Source organism: Bacillus sp. SRL337, from assembly GCF_984799155.1.
Window position 1 is genome coordinate 1,794,322 of sequence record NZ_OZ481793.1, and the last position, 18,183, is coordinate 1,812,504.

Genomic DNA, 18,183 nt, shown 5'->3' on the forward strand with positions numbered 1-18,183 from the left:
TTATTTTACACTCTGTCTAATGAAAGCAAGGTGCAATTCTTTCATAATGAAAATAGAAGACTTTATAAATCGATCAAGGGAGGACTATTATGTCAGTGATAAAAGAAGAAATGGCCGTGCTGAAAAACTATATCGACGGTGAATGGGTGGAGTCCTTAAGCTCGCAGACTCTTGAAGTGGAAGACCCGGCAACGAATAAAGAGCTGGCCAGAGTTCCTATCTCAACGAAAGAAGATGTGGATCAGGCGGTAAAAGCTGCAAAAAGGGCAGCCAAGACCTGGAGAAACATTCCGGTGCCGAAACGTGCCCGTTTTCTATATAAGTATCATGCATTATTATCGGAAAACCATGAGGAACTTGCCAGACTGGTGGTCCAGGAAAATGGGAAATCCTATAAAGAAGCCTATGGAGAAGTTCAAAGAGGGATTGAATGTGTAGAATTTGCCTGCGGTGCGCCAACTCTGATGATGGGCGAAACGTTGAGCGGGATCGCGGAGGATATTGATTCAGAGATGTTCCGTTATCCCCTGGGAGTTGTAGGGGGGATCACTCCATTCAATTTTCCGATGATGGTGCCATTATGGATGTTCCCGCTCGCGATTGCCTGTGGGAATACATTTGTTTTAAAACCTTCAGAACGCACCCCTATTTTAGCAAACAGGCTTGCTGAACTATTGACCGAGGCAGGGGTTCCAAATGGAGTCCTGAATGTTGTTCATGGTGCTCATGATGTAGTCAACGGCCTGCTTGAACATAAAGATATTGCAGCAATCTCCTTTGTTGGGTCTCAGCCGGTTGCAAAGTATGTATATGAGAAAGCCGCTTCGCAGGGTAAACGCGTTCAAGCGCTGTCCGGGGCAAAAAACCATCATGTCGTCATGCCGGATGCCAATTATGAGAAAGCTGCCGAACATATCGTCAGTTCTGCCTTCGGCAGCGCCGGACAGCGGTGCATGGCATGCAGTGCAGTTATTGTGGTGGGAGATAATCAGGAGTTTGTCACAGCTCTTAAAAAGAAGGCTGATGAAATCGAAGTCGGGAATGGGATGGACGATGAAGTGCTTTTGACTCCAGTGATACGCCAGGAGAACCGTGACAGGACCCTTAAGTATATTGAAAAAGGGCTTGAAGAAGGGGCTTCTCTGATTCGGGACGGCCGGAAAGAAATAGCGGACTTTACAGAAGGGAATTTCATGGGAGCGACAATTTTTGATCACGTGACACCTGATATGACGATTGCCAAGGAAGAAATGTTTGCTCCTGTACTTAGCCTGCTTCGGGCGGGTGACCTTGATGAAGGTCTTGATTTTATCCGCCAGTCACGATTCGGAAATGGAGCAACGATTTATACCAAAGATGCAAAAGCTGTAAGGCAGTTCAGGGAAGAAGCTGATGCCGGGATGCTTGGAATCAATGTCGGCGTACCTGCGACAATGGCATTCTTCCCGTTCTCTGGCTGGAAGGATTCCTTCTATGGAGATATGCATGTGAACGGGAAAGATGGTGTCAATTTCTATACCCGGAAGAAAATGATCACCTCCCGCTTTGATTTTTAATAGATGCCCATTCTTAACGGCATGCGCAGATTCATAGATATATATTGATGACATTTACAGGTGATTCATTATTCATATTGGTAAAGGAGGTCGCTTCTTGGTGAATACAGGACAGTCCATTGAAAATTTGTTGGCCATGGATGAACGGTATGTATGGCATTCAATGAAGCCCTATAATCCCTCAGGTACAATGGTTGTTGAGGAATCGGACGGCTCTTGGGTGATCGATCAGAATGGCGGAAAATATTTGGATGGGATGGCGGGCTTATGGTGTGTCAATGTTGGATATGGTCGTCAGGAATTGGCAGAGGCGGCTTATGAGCAACTGAAAAAGATGGCATATTTCCCAATGACGCAAAGTCATCAGCCCGCTATCCAACTGGCTGAAAAGCTGAACCAGATGCTTGGAGATGAGTATGTAATATTCTTTTCCAACAGCGGATCGGAAGCGAATGAGACAGCCTTCAAAATTGCGCGGCAGTATCATCAGCAAAAAGGGGAAGGGAGCCGGTATAAAATTGTTTCCCGTTACCGGGCCTATCACGGCAACTCGATGGGTGCACTGGCTGCTACTGGCCAGGCACAGAGAAAATACAAATATGAACCACTGGCCCCCGGATTCATTCATGTACAGCCTCCGGATTCTTACCGTGATGACTCTGCAGGGTGTCTGCCTCATGAATTGCCAGGGGTGAAAGCTGTTGATCAGGTCATGACTTGGGAGTTGAGTGAAACGATCGCTGCGTTGATCATGGAACCAATCATTACGGGAGGGGGCATTCTCGTCCCGCAGCAAGAATACATGAAAGCGGCTAAGGAAGTTTGTGAGAAACATGGGGCACTGCTGATTGTTGACGAAGTCATCTGCGGATTTGGGCGGACTGGTAAACCATTCGGGTTTATGAATTACGGGGTGCAGCCTGATATCATTACGATGGCAAAGGGAATCACCAGTGCATACCTCCCTTTATCTGCAACAGCTGTAAAGCGTGAAATCTATGAAGCATTTAAAGGGTCGGAAGAGTATGAATACTTCAGGCATATCAATACATTTGGAGGAAATCCGGCAGCATGTGCACTCGCTTTGAAGAATATCGAAATAATGGAAAATGAAAAGCTGTTTGAACGGTCAGCCGAACTTGGAGACAAAGCCATTAACATACTCAAAACAAGACTTCAGGAGCACAAATTTGTTGGAGATGTTCGCGGAAAAGGTCTCTTGATTGGCATTGAACTTGTTTCTGATAAAAAAACAAAAAACCCCCTGCCAGTTGAGCAGGTGAATCAGGTGATTGGATATTGTAAATCAAAAGGAGTGCTCATCGGTAAAAATGGAGCAACAGTAGCGGGATTTAATAATGTATTGACGTTATCCCCTGCGTTGAATATTGATGTTGAGGATCTTGAGTTCCTGCTGAAAACCGTCTGTGATGGAATTAATAACCTTCCTTGAATGCCTGCCTGAGGTTGAAAAAGCTTGGATCCAATTGGATCCAAGCTTTTCCTGTTCTCTGGCTGAGCAGTGGTCATGTTGTGTTTTTTCTTATTGATAGGCCTTGATATTCCGGTTTGGCAGTCTCCATTTGAGTGAATAAGACAACACTCTTAAGGAAGTGGTCAGAATGAAGAGAGTATATAATTCCCAGGCCTCGGTGACAAAGTTCAGCCCAATCGCAGCTCCGCAAAGTACAGCCCAGACAGCATAAATTTCTGATTTAAGCACCAGTGGCCTTCTTCCTGCCAGGAGATCCCGGATCATCCCGCCGCCGCTTCCAGTGAGAACAGCCGCAACAATGATGGCACTGATAGGATGATTCATCTCGGAAGCATAAAGGGCACCTTGTATGGCGAATGCTGATAACCCGATGGCATCAAAAAAGTTACCCCAGCGCCGCCAATGGCGCAGCAGGTTATTAGGGAATAGGAATACTGCCGTAATGGAAAGAAGGGCAATCTGAAACAGGAAACCCTGCTCCCATAATGCGGATACAGGGACACCGATCAGAAGATTGCGTATCGCTCCTCCTCCAAACGCAGTAACAATACCTAAGATGTAAACGCCAAGAATGTCATATTCTTCTTCCATAGCGACGATCGCTCCGGAAACGGCAAACGCAACAGTGCCAATGATACTAAGAACTTCCCAAGTCATACCTGTATTCCCCCTTTGCTGTCAATTCCCGAATTCCTTTAACGCATCACCGCAGCCGGGGACTGTCCCCCTATGAGTTAATGCGTTAATCTGTTAAAGGAACTCTGCATAGTTGTAGGTTCAAATCTCGATTCAAACATATTGATTTTATCATGTCATAAACGTTTTGCAACCTTTTTTTATCACATTTTTGAAAAGGTTAAACATAGTGTTTGTAATTTGTTTTTGATATGATGAAGAATAGCAAATATAAAAGGAAAGAAGGATTTTATTTGGAAGAAAAAATTGTAGAAAAAGCCCTGCTAGTCGGATGTCAAATCGAAGAAGATGACCAGCGTTTTGAGTACTCGATGGAGGAGCTTGCCTCCTTGACCGAAACAGCCCAAGCGGAAGTTTTAGCCACACTAACACAGAAACGGGATAGGGTTCATCCGAAGACATACATAGGAAAAGGGAAAGTGGAAGAACTTGTTTCCCTTGAAGAGCAGTTTGAACCGGATGTTGTGATTTTCAATGATGAGTTGTCTCCCAGCCAGATCCGGAATTTATCTGAACAGTTGGAAGCCAGGGTCATTGACAGGACACAATTGATACTGGATATCTTTGCACAGAGAGCACGTTCAAAAGAAGGAAAGCTGCAAGTGGAGTTGGCCCAGCTTCAATACATGCTCCCGCGCCTTGTCGGAAAAGGAACGGCCATGTCCCGTCTTGCCGGGGGTATTGGTACAAGGGGGCCAGGTGAAACCAAGCTTGAGAGCGACCGCCGCCATATCAGGCGCAGGATCGATGACATCAAGAAATCCTTGCAAGTAGTGGTTGAACACCGAGAACGGTACAGGGAAAGAAGAAAGAAGAACAAAACCTTCCAACTGGCATTGATGGGGTATACCAACGCCGGAAAATCAACGCTGTTCAATCGGATCTCGATTGCAGAATCATATGAAGAAAATCAACTGTTCGCCACACTGGACCCGTTAACTAGAAAATTGATCCTGCCAAGCGGATATACAGCGCTCGTAACCGATACTGTAGGCTTTATTCAAGATCTTCCTACTGCTTTGGTTGCAGCTTTCAGGTCGACGCTGGAAGAGGTAAAGGAAGCTGATCTTCTATTACATGTTGTGGACAGTTCCAACCCGGATTACAATAACCATGAAAAAACCGTCCAGTCGCTTTTAGAAGAATTGAAAATGGACCATATTCCGCAACTGACAATTTATAATAAAAGAGATCAAATGCACCCTGACTTTGTCCCGGACAGCAGCAGCGAAAAGATCATCATCAGTGCCCTGGATGCAAAAGACAGAACGGAACTGAAAGATAAGATTGAAGAAATTGTCATCGAACAGATGGAAGCCTACCATGTCCATCTGCCATCGAGTGAAGGAAAGCTCTTATCCCAGCTCAAAAATGAAACGATCCTGAGAAAGCTAGAATTCAATGAAGAAACACATACCTACGAGGCTAAGGGCTATTCAGTGACCGATCACCCTGTAACGGGAAACATCAAGAAATATCAAAAGTAACAGCTGTCAATATTAAAGAAGCCGATTGAAAGTATTGTTGTTATTCTCCATTTGACAATGCTGATACCAGGGGTTGATTGGAGTGTTGCAGGATTAACGGGACTCAGCTAGTTTCAGGTGCTTGCGGAATTTTAGTTTCTCTACTTGAGAATCCTGCTCCAAGGCCAAGCAGCTGGCAGACTTCATGGCTCCTCCTTGTGATAAGTCAATATCAACCCAGAATGGTATTGCGTGTATTCTATATCCCATGCGGAGCCAGTCCAGTCCGTACGGCGCTGAACGGCCGTTTACACTTTGGTTGACCGTCCGCCCTGCGGGTTCGTGCCCTGTACCTGAAATCAATTATTCCTGCTTTTTTAAAAGATAGCTCATCTACAGAAGGAGAAACAAATGTATCAATATTTAACGTACGGAAAACAACTACAGGCTTTGGCCGAAAAGGCTGAAGAAAAGATATCGAAAATTCATCTAAAAATCGACCGGCAGGCGGAAACCAATCAATTCAAGGTTCTATCTTCCTTTCAAAAACATCGTGTCAGCGATTCACACTTCATCCCTACAACGGGGTATGGTTATGATGATATCGGCAGAGATACACTGGAACAGATCTATGCTGATGTATTTGGGGGGGAAGCCGCATTAGTCCGCCCCCAGATCATATCTGGAACACATGCCATATCGATTTCTTTGTTCGGTATCCTGCGGCCAGGAGATGAACTATTGTATATCACTGGAAAACCCTATGATACCCTGGAAGAAATCGTCGGGATCCGCGGCAAAGGAACAGGTTCCCTAAAAGAATTCGGTATCGGTTATCAATCCATCCCGCTTAAAGAAAATGGATCAGTCGATTTTGAAGCAGTCTCTAAAGCAATCAAGCCAACTACCAGGATGATAGGGATTCAGCGTTCGAAAGGATATGCCAACCGCCCTTCGTTCACCATTGAGCAAGTCAAGGAAATGATTGATTTTGTCAGAGAAATCAAGCCGGATGCCGTCGTATTTGTTGATAACTGTTATGGAGAATTTGTTGAAGACCGGGAACCATGCCATGTAGGAGCAGATCTCATCGCCGGCTCACTGATAAAAAATCCGGGAGGAGGCCTGGCCAAAACCGGAGGATATATAGCTGGCAAAAAGGAATTGGTAGATGCCTGTTCGTATCGTATGACGTCTCCGGGCATAGGTGCAGAGGCAGGGGCATCACTATATTCCCTTCAGGAAATGTATCAGGGGTTTTTTGGGGCTCCCCATGTAGTAGCGCAGGCGTTGAAAGGGGCAGTCTTCACCGCAGCCGTTTTGGAGGATCTTGGCATGAATACAAATCCGTCATGGAATGCAGATAGAACCGACTTGATTCAATCTGTACAATTTGATGACAGAGATAAGATGGTGGCGTTCTGCCAGGCGATTCAATTTGCTTCTCCAGTCAATTCACACTTCACGCCTCATCCCAACTATATGCCGGGATACGAGGATGATGTCATTATGGCAGCAGGCACTTTCATTCAGGGTGCAAGTATCGAGCTTTCTGCCGACGGTCCAATTCGTCCCCCTTATATCGCTTATGTACAAGGGGGATTAACGTACTCACATGTAAAAATCGCCATCCTGACAAGCGTTAATAAATTGATGGAAAAAGGTTTAATCAATAGTAAAATAGGATAATTAGTTTTTAAAAGGATAGCTTAAATGGAAGCTGTCCTTTTTTATTGAAATTTCATGTGAGTTTTTCTAACATTCCTTTGACAAAATTCCTTACATAGAATATACTGATATCATGAAAGCAAGAAGGAGGTGAATCGGGATGAGTGGAAGTGAAATTAGAAGGAGCATGCCGCTTTTCCCAATGGGAATTGTGATGCAGCTGACTGATTTGACTGCTCGCCAGGTTCGCTACTATGAAGAGAATGAATTGATCTTTCCGGCAAGAACTGAAGGAAAGCGCAGGCTCTTCTCCTTGAATGATATCGATAAGTTACTTGAAATCAAGGATTTATTGGATCAAGGAATTAACATGGCAGGTATCAAAAAAATATTTGCTGTACAAGAAGAACATCATAAGAATGGTGCAAACAAGCAGCAAGAGGAAAAAGCAAAACCTGACCTTTCTGATGGTGAATTGAGGAAACTGTTGAGAAACGAACTGCTTCATGCCGGCCGTTTCAACAAGTCTTCACTTCGGCAAGGCGATTTATCCCGCTTTTTCCATTAAAAAATTATATTATAGAAAATTCTTGAGGAGGAATTAGTTAAGATGGCAAAGTATACTCGTGAAGACATTCTGGAAATGGCTGACAAGGAGAACGTTAAGTTTATCCGCTTGCAGTTCACAGATATCCTGGGAACGATTAAAAATGTTGAAATACCTGTTAGTCAGTTAGGGAAAGCTTTGGATAACGAAATGATGTTTGACGGTTCTTCCATTGAAGGATTTGTTAGGATTGAAGAGTCTGACATGAAGTTATATCCTGACTATGATACTTGGGTAGTGTTCCCTTGGACCGCTGAAAAAGGGAAAGTTGCCCGTTTGATCTGTGACATCTATAACCCGGACGGGACTCCGTTTGCAGGAGATCCACGCAGTAACTTGAAGCGTGTGTTAAAGGAAATGGAAGAGCTAGGATTCTCTGATTTCAATCTTGGGCCTGAACCGGAATTCTTCCTCTTCAAGCTAGATGTAGAAGGACAGCCAACGCTGGAATTGAATGATAACGGCGGTTACTTTGACCTTGCGCCTACAGACCTTGGTGAAAACTGCAGAAGAGATATCGTCCTCGAGCTGGAAGAAATGGGCTTTGAAATTGAGGCATCCCACCACGAGGTTGCACCTGGACAGCACGAAATCGATTTTAAATATGCATCTGCATTAAAAGCTTGTGATGATATTCAAACGTTCAAGCTTGTAGTCAAAACAATTGCCCGTAAGCATGGCCTTCATGCTACATTCATGCCGAAACCGTTGTTTGGTGTGAACGGTTCCGGTATGCACTGTAACATGTCTTTATTCAAAGAAGGCAAGAACTCCTTCTTTGATGAAAACGGAGAATTGCAATTGAGTGAAACAGCACGCCAATTCCTTGCCGGCACAATCAAGCATGCTACAGGGTTCACTGCCATCACCAACCCGACAGTTAACTCATATAAACGTTTGGTTCCTGGCTATGAAGCACCTTGTTATGTTGCATGGTCTGCACAAAATCGCAGTCCGTTAATCCGTATTCCGGCTTCCCGCGGTATGAGCACACGTGTAGAAGTAAGAAGTGTTGACCCGGCGGCTAATCCTTATCTTGCCATGTCTGTATTGCTTGCAGCAGGATTGGATGGTATCAAGAATGAAATGAAAGCACCTAAGCCGGTTGACCGCAACATCTATGTTATGAACAAACAAGAACGTGAAGAAGTGGGAATTGAAGATCTTCCAGCGACCCTTTACGATGCTCTAGAAACACTGAAGAAAGACGAAGTGATGGTTAACGCACTAGGGGGCCACATCTTCGAACACTTCATCGAAGCAAAAGAAATCGAATGGGATATGTTCCGCACACAGGTCCACCCTTGGGAGCGCGAGCAGTACCTGCAAATGTATTGATAAATGGGAAAACCCTGGCACAATTGTGCCAGGGTTTTTTTGTTGTGAAATATCAATGGTTTTATCTGAAACAAGTGAAAAGGCGGAAGTTTTTTTGTTTGTGAGCAACATTTTCGCCTGGGCTGTTAAGGGGAATCCACCACCTTGTGTGATTGCTATGCGGATCGGAGGGTGAGAGGGATCTTCCCAAGAATATGTCAAAATGGAACCGCTCTTGGTAACCTTTGACTGCTTTTGTACTGTCCTGAATGAGTTGAAGTAAACCTGAACTACCGCTGATTTTTTCGTATGAACCTGCCTCTAACGAATTTTTTAGGAAAATCACTTGCGAAAATCACCGACTTTTTTCCTATAAATAATCAATCGAAACAAACTTCCTTTTGGAAATTTTTCATGATTAGACAACCTTTTTGAGATTCAATCTGTTTTATCACCTAAAAATCACCATTTTTCAGAATTGATCACCTATTCTGTTAAATAAAGAAATCTGCTAGAATTCTAGTGACAAGAGGCATTACATACGTTTTCTGCAGACATTTAATGACTCTTGTCAACTATTAATCAGGAGGGGATTTGTCGAAAGCTGCTCTGCGTTAGCCGGTCATATAGGACCAGGACAAAATTACAATGGAGGAATGTAAATGAAAATCAAAAAAATTGCCGCCCTGTCGCTTGCTGCATCTCTTGCCATCTTTCCAAGTTTCGGAGGAAGTGCACTTGCAAAGGATTCAAACCCTCTAGAAAATGCTCCCAAAAAATCAGCTGTTAAAGTCAGCCTTGAAAAAGGAAGTTACGAAAAAGGTGAAGTCATCGTAAAATTCAAAGATAGCGTAAGCCTCTCGAAAAAAGGAAATGAATTAAAGAACATTGGCGCCACTGAAGTCCCTGACAAAGACGGCGTAAAGTCAGAATTTAAAGTTTTGAAAGTCGGAAATCCAGAAGCTGCTGCAAAAGCACTAAGCAAAAATCCTAACGTTGAATATGCTGAGCCTAACTACACTTTTTCTGCAACATGGACTCCTAACGATACTTACTATCAAGGCTATCAATATGGTCCTCAGAACACATACACAAATTCAGCGTGGGATTATACACGCGGAAGCAGCGGACAGGAAATTGCCGTACTCGATACAGGAGTGGATTATAACCATCCTGATTTAGATGGAAAAACGATCCGAGGCTATGACTTTGTCGATAATGACTATTATCCAATGGACTTGAACGGACATGGTACTCATGTGGCAGGAACAGCCGCCGCTGAAACGAATAATGGAACTGGAATTGCAGGTATGGCCCCGAACACCCGGATTCTTGCCGTTCGCGTCCTTGATGCTAGCGGAAACGGATCCCTGGCTGATATAGCCGACGGTATCCGTTATGCAGCAGATCAGGGAGCGGAAGTCATCAACCTTTCCCTTGGATGTGACTGCAGCACTACTACCCTTAAAAATGCTGTAGATTATGCATGGAACAAAGGATCTGTCGTTGTGGCGGCTGCCGGGAATGACGGTGTCTCCACAACATTTGAACCTGCATCGTACGCAAATGTCATTGCAGTGGGAGCAGTTGATTCTAATGACCGCAGAGCTTCATTCTCTAACTACGGCTCTTGGGTGGATGTAACAGCACCTGGTGTCGACATTGCCGCCACTGTACCGAATAACGGCTACTCTTACATGTCAGGTACATCGATGGCCTCTCCTCACGTTGCAGGGTTAGCCGGCTTATTAGCAAGCCAAGGGCGCACAAACGTTCAAATCCGCGCAGCCATCGAACAAACAGCAGATCCGATCAGCGGAACTGGTACCTACTTTGAACACGGTCGAATCAACTCTTATGATGCAGTAAGATACTAATCAAGAATACAGGCGGTCCTGAATTAAGTTTCAGGGCTGTTTTTTTGTTGTCCAGGAAATGATAAAAGTCTTGGGGGGTGGTTGATAGGAAAGCATTTCCGCAGACAGCTCCAGCCCCTGAAGGAGAGGAGTAGTTAATGAAAATTTTGGAATATTCAGGACTTTTTATGTTACCATATTATTACAAAGAAGAAGAGGAGTGGGTTTATGCTGCAGAAGGTAAAAGAAAATGTTTCAAAGGTCATGGTTGATAAAGAGAAAGAAATTGAACTTATGCTTGTTGCCTTGCTGAGTGACGGGCATGTTCTTTTGGAAGATGTACCTGGTACAGGGAAGACGACGATGGCCAAGAGTTTTTCAAGGAGTATCGACGGAAGCTTCAATAGACTCCAATTCACACCGGATACACTGCCATCTGATATTGTCGGCCAAGAATATTTTAATATGAAGCTTAGCGACTTTCAGGTAAGAAAAGGGCCGGTATTCAATCATGTTCTATTAATAGATGAAATCAACCGTGCAGTTCCGAGGACACAGTCCGCCCTGTTGGAGTTAATGGAGGAAAAGACTGTTACTCTTGGGGGAGTTACCTACCCGCTCCCGAAACCTTTCATTGTCATTGCTACCCAGAACCCGCTTGACTCAATCGGAACATTTCCATTGCCCGATGCCCAGCTAGACCGGTTTTTGTTAACGATCAAGCAAGGATACCCTTCTCGTGAAAAAGAAAAATCAATGCTCAGGCGATTCCGAATGAACAACCCGATTGAAACTTTGGAAAGTGTCATCTCAACAGAGGATATTATGGAGATGAAACAAAAAGTAAAAGAAGTTACGGTGTCAGATGATGTTGAGGATTACATGATGAACATTGTTCAAAACACAAGAAGTCATCGCCATATTGAGATTGGAGTCAGTCCTAGGGGATCGCTGGCTTATATGAAGTCCGCTCAAGCAAGAGCTTTCCTAAAGGGAAGGGCGTTTTGTACCCCTGATGATGTAAAAGAGCTTGCTCAGCCTGTCCTGGCCCATCGGATATCGCTGAATGTGGAAGGGGAAGTGAAAACATCAAAGGAGAATGTGCTTCAAGAAATCCTGGACAGTACGTCCGTCCCTGTTGAGACAACGGCATGATGATTCATCGTGATAAATCGTTCTTCATTCAGCCAAGAGTGTTGATGTTCATTGTCATATTATTTATTGTCTGCAGTTTGGCAGGGCAGAGTATAGGATCGTTTCTATGCGCCCTGGTCATTTCCCTTTCGCTGCTTTCCAATTGGTATTTAAAATACATGCAGAATAAAGTCGTTTGGCATTTTAAAAAGTACCTGGATATGACCAGTATTGATGAGGATTTCACAGGGGTATTGGAGATTAAAAACGAATCCGCTATCCCCATCTATGGATTAAAACTTAATATTGAGAGCAGAAGTGAACAGGACTTTGTTTTTCTTGATATGAAGAAGGAGATACATGAATCCAGTATTTATTTCAAAAAGGTCGACCTTCCTCCCCGGTCAGCAAAAAAGATAGATATCATGATGAAGGGAAAAGGAAGGGGAACCCATAAATGGAGTGCATTTGACCTGCTTATGTCAGACCCTCTTAACTTACAAACCACCAGGTTGGATTTTTCTGGATCTGATCTACCAGGATTTAAAATCGTCCCACGAATTCATAAGCTGAAGGATTTGAAATTAAAGTCCATGCTTCAGGGATTCAAAAATACTACCAACTCCTTATTCATTGACGAGACCAATATTATCGGAACGAAAGATTATGAAAATGAAAGCTTTCGGCATATCCATTGGCTTGCGACCGCTAAGGAAAACAAACTCCTCGCTAAAAAATACCAGCAGGTCCAAGGAGATTTTTATACTGTCTTTCTCAACTTGGCAGGCAAAGGCACCTTTCATCTGCGGCAGGATATGGAGGAACTGATTGAGTACAGCGTCTCAGTTTGCATTTACTTGATTAAGGAAGGATGCAAAGTTCAGCTCTGGGTGAATTATTCCACCCGTGATAAAGGGATTCTGCGAATAGATAATGACATTGACCGTTCGCATTTGAAAAAGGTGATTGAAACGATGGCCCTCATTAATACGAACGGATTATTCTTGTCTACAGAACAATTTTATCAGTATGGGATGGCGCAAATGGATCCTAAATCCATGGCGCTTGTCATCGGGACACCGCCATTATTTGTCAAACAAAAATGGCTTCAAATCAAACAATAAACAGGAGTGGAAAATGAAGCGTAAAATACTGGTTATTTTGATATTTGCAGCTCTGGGGGTTTCTATGGGATATCTAGTAAGCGGAACATCGATATCCATATCGGAAGGGGTTAAAAGCTTTTATAAAAAGAAACAAGAAGAACTCCTTGCCGAAAGTGACCCTTTGGTGATTTATGCCAAAGATGTTCGTGATGGGCGGGAAGTGGACTGGGATCCAGATGAAATTTCACGGCGTTTAATCATAATAGGGGGCCTTCCCTTTCCTCGCCTATATGGTGAAGGAGGATTTTCGATAAAGGATGCGGCAAGGTTGGCAGGGATCGTCGTGCCTGTTGCGGTTCTTTTCATCCTTTTATTCCGGCGCTATCAAAAGAAAAAGAAAGATCAGGAGATTGACAGACCCGCGGAGTCATTGCAGGAATCGAACAATCCAGTTTTTTCTTTTAACGAAGAACAGCAGGAGGAAGAGGTTTCTAATGTGCAGGTAATCCATGAAGTTCGGAAGCTGCTGAAGGAATGGGAAAATAACCTTCCCCCTGGTAATAAGAAACGATACCATGAAACAATTTCAGAGTGGTTTTATAGAATTGGGGGACCGACAGCCATCATTCCCGTCTATGAAAAAATCCGTTACGGATATGGAGAATGCACACTGGAAGAGTATATGCTGATAAAAAAGGTCCTTAACACGTGATAGTACGAGACTGCTATTTAAAGAGGGAGGTTGGAAAGCTTGAAAACAAAGATACACTTTCTTGTTGGGTTTGTTCTGGCTGGCCTTTCACTGGCTTTTTTTTTTAACCTTACCAACCTCAAGCTTGCTGATCAAATTACCGGCTATTATCAAGAAATTCAAGATAAGCAGGAAAGAGCCTTTCTTGGGGATTTTAATGAAGGAAGATCAAGGCGGGAAATGGATCTGGAACAGTATAATAATTTAAAAAATGATGAAAAGACAGTAGACAAGAAAGACGGACAAATAATTAAAGGGAATATTTTAAAAAAAGATCCTGTACCATTTGAAGAAGCAAAGGAAATACCTTTAAAGAAAACTGATTATGTGTTCTTAACCACTTTATTAGTAATCGCGTCAACATCAATATTAGTTTGGATTAGAGCGAGGAGGGAGAATGGTGATAGGACAGTGGAGATTGGTATAAACAAAGAAATCAAAAATGATAGTGGAAATTCATTGGCTGAACATATTAACACTGATAATCAAAACAAAATCCGCCATCTGCTTATTGACTGGCAAACCAATTTGAAGGATGATCAAAAGAAAAGAGACAGCGAGACCATTTATGATTGGTTTCTGAGAATAAATGGACCAATGGATATAATTCCTATTTACGAAAAGGTGCGTTATGGTTGTCAAAAATTCACACAGCATGAATATCTTCTCATCTACTCAAGTTTAAAACAAGGACGTGGCCAAGATTTATAAATATATTGAGAGTAAAAGCCAAAAATTGGAAGTGCTCGAAAAAGGACCTGAGGGAAACCGGATAATAATTCTTACGGGAATGGGATGCTCATTTGATGAATGGCACGAGGTGACCGATTCATTGAGCAAGACCAATCAAGTCATCATGTTCCATCGGCCTGGTCTGGGAAAAAGTGAACTTGGTGAAGAAATCAGGAATACACAAGCGGCTGTCCAGGACATACACAGTGTTATAACCCATTACGGCATGAGGGATCCTATTTATCTGGTGGGCCATTCCTATGGCGGATTATGTGCACAACATTTTGTAAAGGTTTATCCTGAGCTTGTGAAAGGGCTGGTATTGGTGGACTCTACCTCAGTTGACTTGTCAGCATTGGATGAGCTTGATTTACCAGTAATGGATGAAGAATCAGATGAAAGTTGGATTGCAAAATGCCTGGAATATGCCGCTAAAACGAAAGAACAACTAAAAGAATGGCTAAATCCTTCCCTTGATGAAAAATATGAAAAATTCCCTGTGCTGATCCAAAAGAGACTTTTGGAATTCCAAGTGAGTCCGGATCTTTATAAAGCAATGGCATCGGAAATACGGCTCTGGAAGGAAGATGCAGACAAAATAAAGAAATTAGGGGAGTTCCCTGATATCCCTTTAGTAGTTATAGGGAGGGATAAGGAATATAGTATTGAATATGAAGAAAATGAAAGAATTCCAGAGTGGGAATGTATAATATTTGAAAAAGCATGGGAAGAGTTGATAATAGCCCAGTCAAAGATGTCATCAAGGAGTAAGCTCATCTTTGCTTCCCATTCTGGCCATGCTGTATATCTTGATAGACCTGATGTGGTCATTGAATCAATACATAAGTTGATTTTTGCAGCGGAAGGGAGAGAAGTATGACATTTTCAATAATCTTTGATATGGATGGAACTCTTTTTCAAACAGAAAAGATTTTAGAATTATCATTGGAAGATACATTTAACAACCTTAGGCGTAACAATCAATGGGACACCGAGACACCCCTGAATCTTTACCGGGAAATTATGGGGGTGCCGCTCCCAAAGGTGTGGGAAACATTACTCCCGAATCATTCCATAGAAGTCAGGGAGCAGGTTGATTCCTATTTTTTAAATAGGTTAATCGACAATATCAGAAATGGAAAAGGGGCTTTATATCCAAACACCGTAGAGATATTCATGTTTTTGAAAAGCATCGGCTGTGATATTTACATAGCTAGTAACGGGCTGACTGAGTACCTGAAAACAATCGTTTCCCAGTATAGACTGGATAAATGGGTTACAGAAACCTGCAGCATTGAACAGATTGGATCACTGCATAAGGCTGACCTGGTAAAAAGTATTATTGAAAAGTACAAAATTACCAAAGGGGCAGTAGTAGGTGACCGCCTGTCAGATTTCGAAGCAGCCAGAGATAATGGGCTTATTTCCATAGGATGCAGTTTTGATTTTTCCCGTCAGGAGGAGCTGATCCAGGCAGATATGGTCATTGAGGATTTAGGGGAATTGAAAACCATTATTAAAGGATTAAGTAAACAGCCTATATAAAGAAGCATGGCGGGAAGAGGAATTTGACGTTACCTGCCTCGGAGGTGAGGCTGCTGATGAGGAGGATGAAAAGGGCCACACTGCAAGAGGAGGCCAATGAAAATCTGCCGAATATTAGAATATCACTTTGATCAATAAAGAAAAAGCCGACTCTTCTTCCTGAAAAAGGAAGAAGAGTCGGCTTTTTTCTTGGAAATAATCATACATAACTCTCTATTTACCCCAGTAACTTTAGAATCCTCTTGATATTTACCGCAAATAGTGCCATGGAACCTTGTAATTCCATGTCAATTAGACCCGAGGATTCTGCCACATTATACCCGTGTGTACGTTTTAACTCACTATTTTTCACTTCAATTTTGTATCGTTCTTTTGCCTTATCCTTAAAGTATTCACTTTCCTGGAATGCTGCCTGCGGGGAGTGCTGATCGGACTTAAGGGTAACGGAACACGTTTTATGCCTGCAATTTTAAAGGAAAAGTCTATTAAATCTTTTATTCTCCGACCATATTGCCTTGAGTTTTGAGGAACACTATCAATAAAAGTGGGTGGTTTCCAGTGATCCAACAAGAACAAACAATGATGTTCAGTAAGTATGAAGGGCTCTATGATATCGTTTTTCTTTTTTCTCAATGTTGATTGGAGTGGAAGGTGCATGATCTCCTGCGGGACTTGCGGGACTCGCCTAGATCCAGCGGCCAACGACTAGCGGACTTCAGGCTCCTTCCTTGCGAATCCAGCTCCAAAGCCCAGCTGCTAGCGTACTTCCCGGCTCCTCCTTGGGATAAGCAAAGGATTACAGCCGGAATGACAGAGTCGGAACCAGTCAGTTGGAGTTACAGTACGAAGAAGTATAGAGAGGCAAGAAAGAAAAAGTGAAAAACATAACAAAAGATGGAGAAGTTCTCGATACAATTGTCATGAAGGAAGGGAAGCGCGGAAAGGATATTGTCATCACAATCGATATGGAGCTTCAACAGGAAATAGAGAAGATTGTTTCAGAAGAACTCTTGAAGAATGTGCATAACGCACAGTCATCTCACCTGGACCGTGCATTCGTGGTCATGATGGATCCGAATAACGGTGAAATTTTAGCACTTGTAGGAAAGATTTATGGCAAGGATCCTGATACGGGTGAATACAGGATCATGGATTATGCATTTGGTACATATTCGAGTTTCTATGAAGTAGGTTCTGCAGTCAAAGGTGCTACTGATTTGACTGGATATATGACTGGGGTGCTGAGTCCGGGACAGTCCATGGTTGATGAACAGATTAAAATAGCCGGCACTGATCCAAAGACATCTTGGTTTAATACTACTGGTGCTGCGAATCAATCGATGAATGACAGATTCGCATTAGAAATATCATCCAACTCTTACATGTTCAAAGTAGCGATGAAAATTGCCGGAAATCCTTACTATATTTATGATGCCTCCATTAAAGGTTCAGAAGCAGATCTGGTGAATATGAGGAATCATTTCAACCAGTTTGGCCTTGGGGTCAACACCGGAATCGACCTTCCTGGTGAAGTGGATGGTTATAAAGGTGAATACAAAATCCCTGGTAACCTGCTCGACTTCGCAATTGGACAATTTGAGACCTATACTCCTCTGCAGCTTGCGCAATATGTGTCTACGGTGGCAAATGACGGATACAGAATCCAGCCTCACATCATGAAGGAGATACGCCATCCTGGCAGTGATAAGGATACCCTTAGCCCTGTAGAAACCAAGGCAGAGACGAAAGTCATGAATAAAGTCAATGTTACACAAAGCCAGCTGGAAAATGTTCATCAGGGATTTTATCAGGTTTATCACCACGGCAAAGGTACTGCCAGGACCCATTTTGCTGATGCTCCGTATATAGCTGCAGGTAAATCAGGGACTGCTGAATCCTTTACTCCAAAAGACCCGGTAACAGGCACCAGATATGAAACCTATAATACTACCTTGATAGGCTATGCTCCTTATGCCCAGCCGGAAATTGCCTATTCGACTGTTGTGCCGGCGTCACACAACGGGGCAAAGGATCCATACATTAACAAGGACATTTCCAGAAGAATAATGGATAAGTATTTTGAATTGAAAAAAGCCAGAAACAGCCAAGCTGAAAAGGAAGAGTAATGGATAAAAAAGTTCGTGCCGCATATAGATAAGAAGAACAAAAGCTCCTACAATGACAATCTAGTATGTTAGCATGAATATATAATGAGAGAAAGGTACTTGAATAGTACTTGAAAAGGGGTAATAGA

At 43.0% G+C, this 18,183-nt stretch carries 16 protein-coding genes and 1 pseudogene; 14 read left to right on the forward strand and 3 right to left on the reverse strand.

The genetic code is table 11. The features are described 5' to 3' along the window. The first annotated feature begins 89 nt into the window (after positions 1-89). Together AC4E8A_RS08725 and AC4E8A_RS08730 are read left to right on the forward strand one after the other, a co-directional pair. Entirely contained in the window at positions 90-1,556 is a 1,467-nt protein-coding gene (locus AC4E8A_RS08725; protein WP_490198035.1) for a CoA-acylating methylmalonate-semialdehyde dehydrogenase, read from the forward strand. Positions 1,557-1,653: 97 nt separating this feature from the next. Then, entirely contained in the window at positions 1,654-3,009 is a 1,356-nt protein-coding gene (locus AC4E8A_RS08730) for an aspartate aminotransferase family protein (RefSeq protein WP_490198036.1), read from the forward strand. A gap of 90 nt (positions 3,010-3,099) precedes the next feature. On the opposite strand, the gene AC4E8A_RS08735 is transcribed toward AC4E8A_RS08730, so the two are convergent. Then, on the reverse strand, positions 3,100-3,708 hold the full coding sequence (locus AC4E8A_RS08735; RefSeq protein ID WP_490198037.1) for a trimeric intracellular cation channel family protein: 609 nt from the start codon (positions 3,706-3,708) through the stop codon (positions 3,100-3,102). Between the two features lie 272 nt (positions 3,709-3,980). On the opposite strand from AC4E8A_RS08735, the gene hflX reads away from it, so the two are divergent. Beyond that, entirely contained in the window at positions 3,981-5,234 is a 1,254-nt protein-coding gene (gene hflX / locus AC4E8A_RS08740) for a GTPase HflX (RefSeq protein WP_490198039.1), read from the forward strand. 93 nt (positions 5,235-5,327) lie between these two features. Here the strand turns inward: hflX and AC4E8A_RS08745 are convergent, their stop codons facing one another. Further along, the gene (locus tag AC4E8A_RS08745; RefSeq protein ID WP_490198040.1) at positions 5,328-5,576 is read right to left on the reverse strand and encodes a hypothetical protein; all 249 of its coding nucleotides are present in this window, start codon (positions 5,574-5,576) and stop codon (positions 5,328-5,330) included. A 48-nt stretch (positions 5,577-5,624) separates the two neighbouring features. On the opposite strand from AC4E8A_RS08745, the gene AC4E8A_RS08750 reads away from it, so the two are divergent. The 10 genes from AC4E8A_RS08750 (at position 5,625) to AC4E8A_RS08795 (ending at position 15,929) form a co-directional block, all read left to right on the forward strand. Beyond that, the gene (locus tag AC4E8A_RS08750) at positions 5,625-6,902 is read left to right on the forward strand and encodes a methionine gamma-lyase family protein (RefSeq protein ID WP_490198041.1); all 1,278 of its coding nucleotides are present in this window, start codon (positions 5,625-5,627) and stop codon (positions 6,900-6,902) included. A gap of 139 nt (positions 6,903-7,041) precedes the next feature. After that, positions 7,042-7,449 (forward strand): MerR family transcriptional regulator, encoded by a 408-nt coding sequence (locus tag AC4E8A_RS08755; protein ID WP_490198043.1) that lies wholly within the window; start codon positions 7,042-7,044, stop codon positions 7,447-7,449. 42 nt (positions 7,450-7,491) lie between these two features. Further along, entirely contained in the window at positions 7,492-8,826 is a 1,335-nt protein-coding gene (gene glnA / locus AC4E8A_RS08760) for a type I glutamate--ammonia ligase (RefSeq protein WP_490198045.1), read from the forward strand. A 641-nt stretch (positions 8,827-9,467) separates the two neighbouring features. Continuing rightward, complete coding sequence (locus AC4E8A_RS08765; protein WP_490198046.1) at positions 9,468-10,682, forward strand: S8 family peptidase; 1,215 nt, start codon at positions 9,468-9,470, stop codon at positions 10,680-10,682. Between the two features lie 207 nt (positions 10,683-10,889). Next, positions 10,890-11,816 (forward strand): AAA family ATPase, encoded by a 927-nt coding sequence (locus AC4E8A_RS08770; protein ID WP_490198047.1) that lies wholly within the window; start codon positions 10,890-10,892, stop codon positions 11,814-11,816. After that, the gene (locus AC4E8A_RS08775) at positions 11,813-12,919 is read left to right on the forward strand and encodes a DUF58 domain-containing protein (RefSeq protein ID WP_490198048.1); all 1,107 of its coding nucleotides are present in this window, start codon (positions 11,813-11,815) and stop codon (positions 12,917-12,919) included. The genes AC4E8A_RS08770 and AC4E8A_RS08775 overlap by 4 nt, the downstream gene beginning before the upstream one ends. Positions 12,920-12,932: 13 nt before the next feature. Further along, the gene (locus AC4E8A_RS08780) at positions 12,933-13,613 is read left to right on the forward strand and encodes a hypothetical protein (RefSeq protein WP_490198049.1); all 681 of its coding nucleotides are present in this window, start codon (positions 12,933-12,935) and stop codon (positions 13,611-13,613) included. Between the two features lie 39 nt (positions 13,614-13,652). Further along, the gene (locus AC4E8A_RS08785; RefSeq protein WP_490198050.1) at positions 13,653-14,363 is read left to right on the forward strand and encodes a hypothetical protein; all 711 of its coding nucleotides are present in this window, start codon (positions 13,653-13,655) and stop codon (positions 14,361-14,363) included. 31 nt (positions 14,364-14,394) lie between these two features. Then, entirely contained in the window at positions 14,395-15,264 is an 870-nt protein-coding gene (locus AC4E8A_RS08790; protein ID WP_490198809.1) for an alpha/beta fold hydrolase, read from the forward strand. Further along, the gene (locus tag AC4E8A_RS08795) at positions 15,261-15,929 is read left to right on the forward strand and encodes an HAD family hydrolase (RefSeq protein ID WP_490198051.1); all 669 of its coding nucleotides are present in this window, start codon (positions 15,261-15,263) and stop codon (positions 15,927-15,929) included. The genes AC4E8A_RS08790 and AC4E8A_RS08795 overlap by 4 nt, the downstream gene beginning before the upstream one ends. Before the next feature lie 217 nt (positions 15,930-16,146). On the opposite strand, the pseudogene AC4E8A_RS08800 reads toward AC4E8A_RS08795, so the two are convergent. Then, positions 16,147-16,392, reverse strand: a pseudogene (locus AC4E8A_RS08800) (transposase); the annotation flags it as partial. Between the two features lie 412 nt (positions 16,393-16,804). Here AC4E8A_RS08800 and AC4E8A_RS08805 point away from each other — a divergent pair. Next, the gene (locus AC4E8A_RS08805; RefSeq protein WP_490198052.1) at positions 16,805-18,055 is read left to right on the forward strand and encodes a penicillin-binding transpeptidase domain-containing protein; all 1,251 of its coding nucleotides are present in this window, start codon (positions 16,805-16,807) and stop codon (positions 18,053-18,055) included. Positions 18,056-18,183 lie beyond the last annotated feature (128 nt).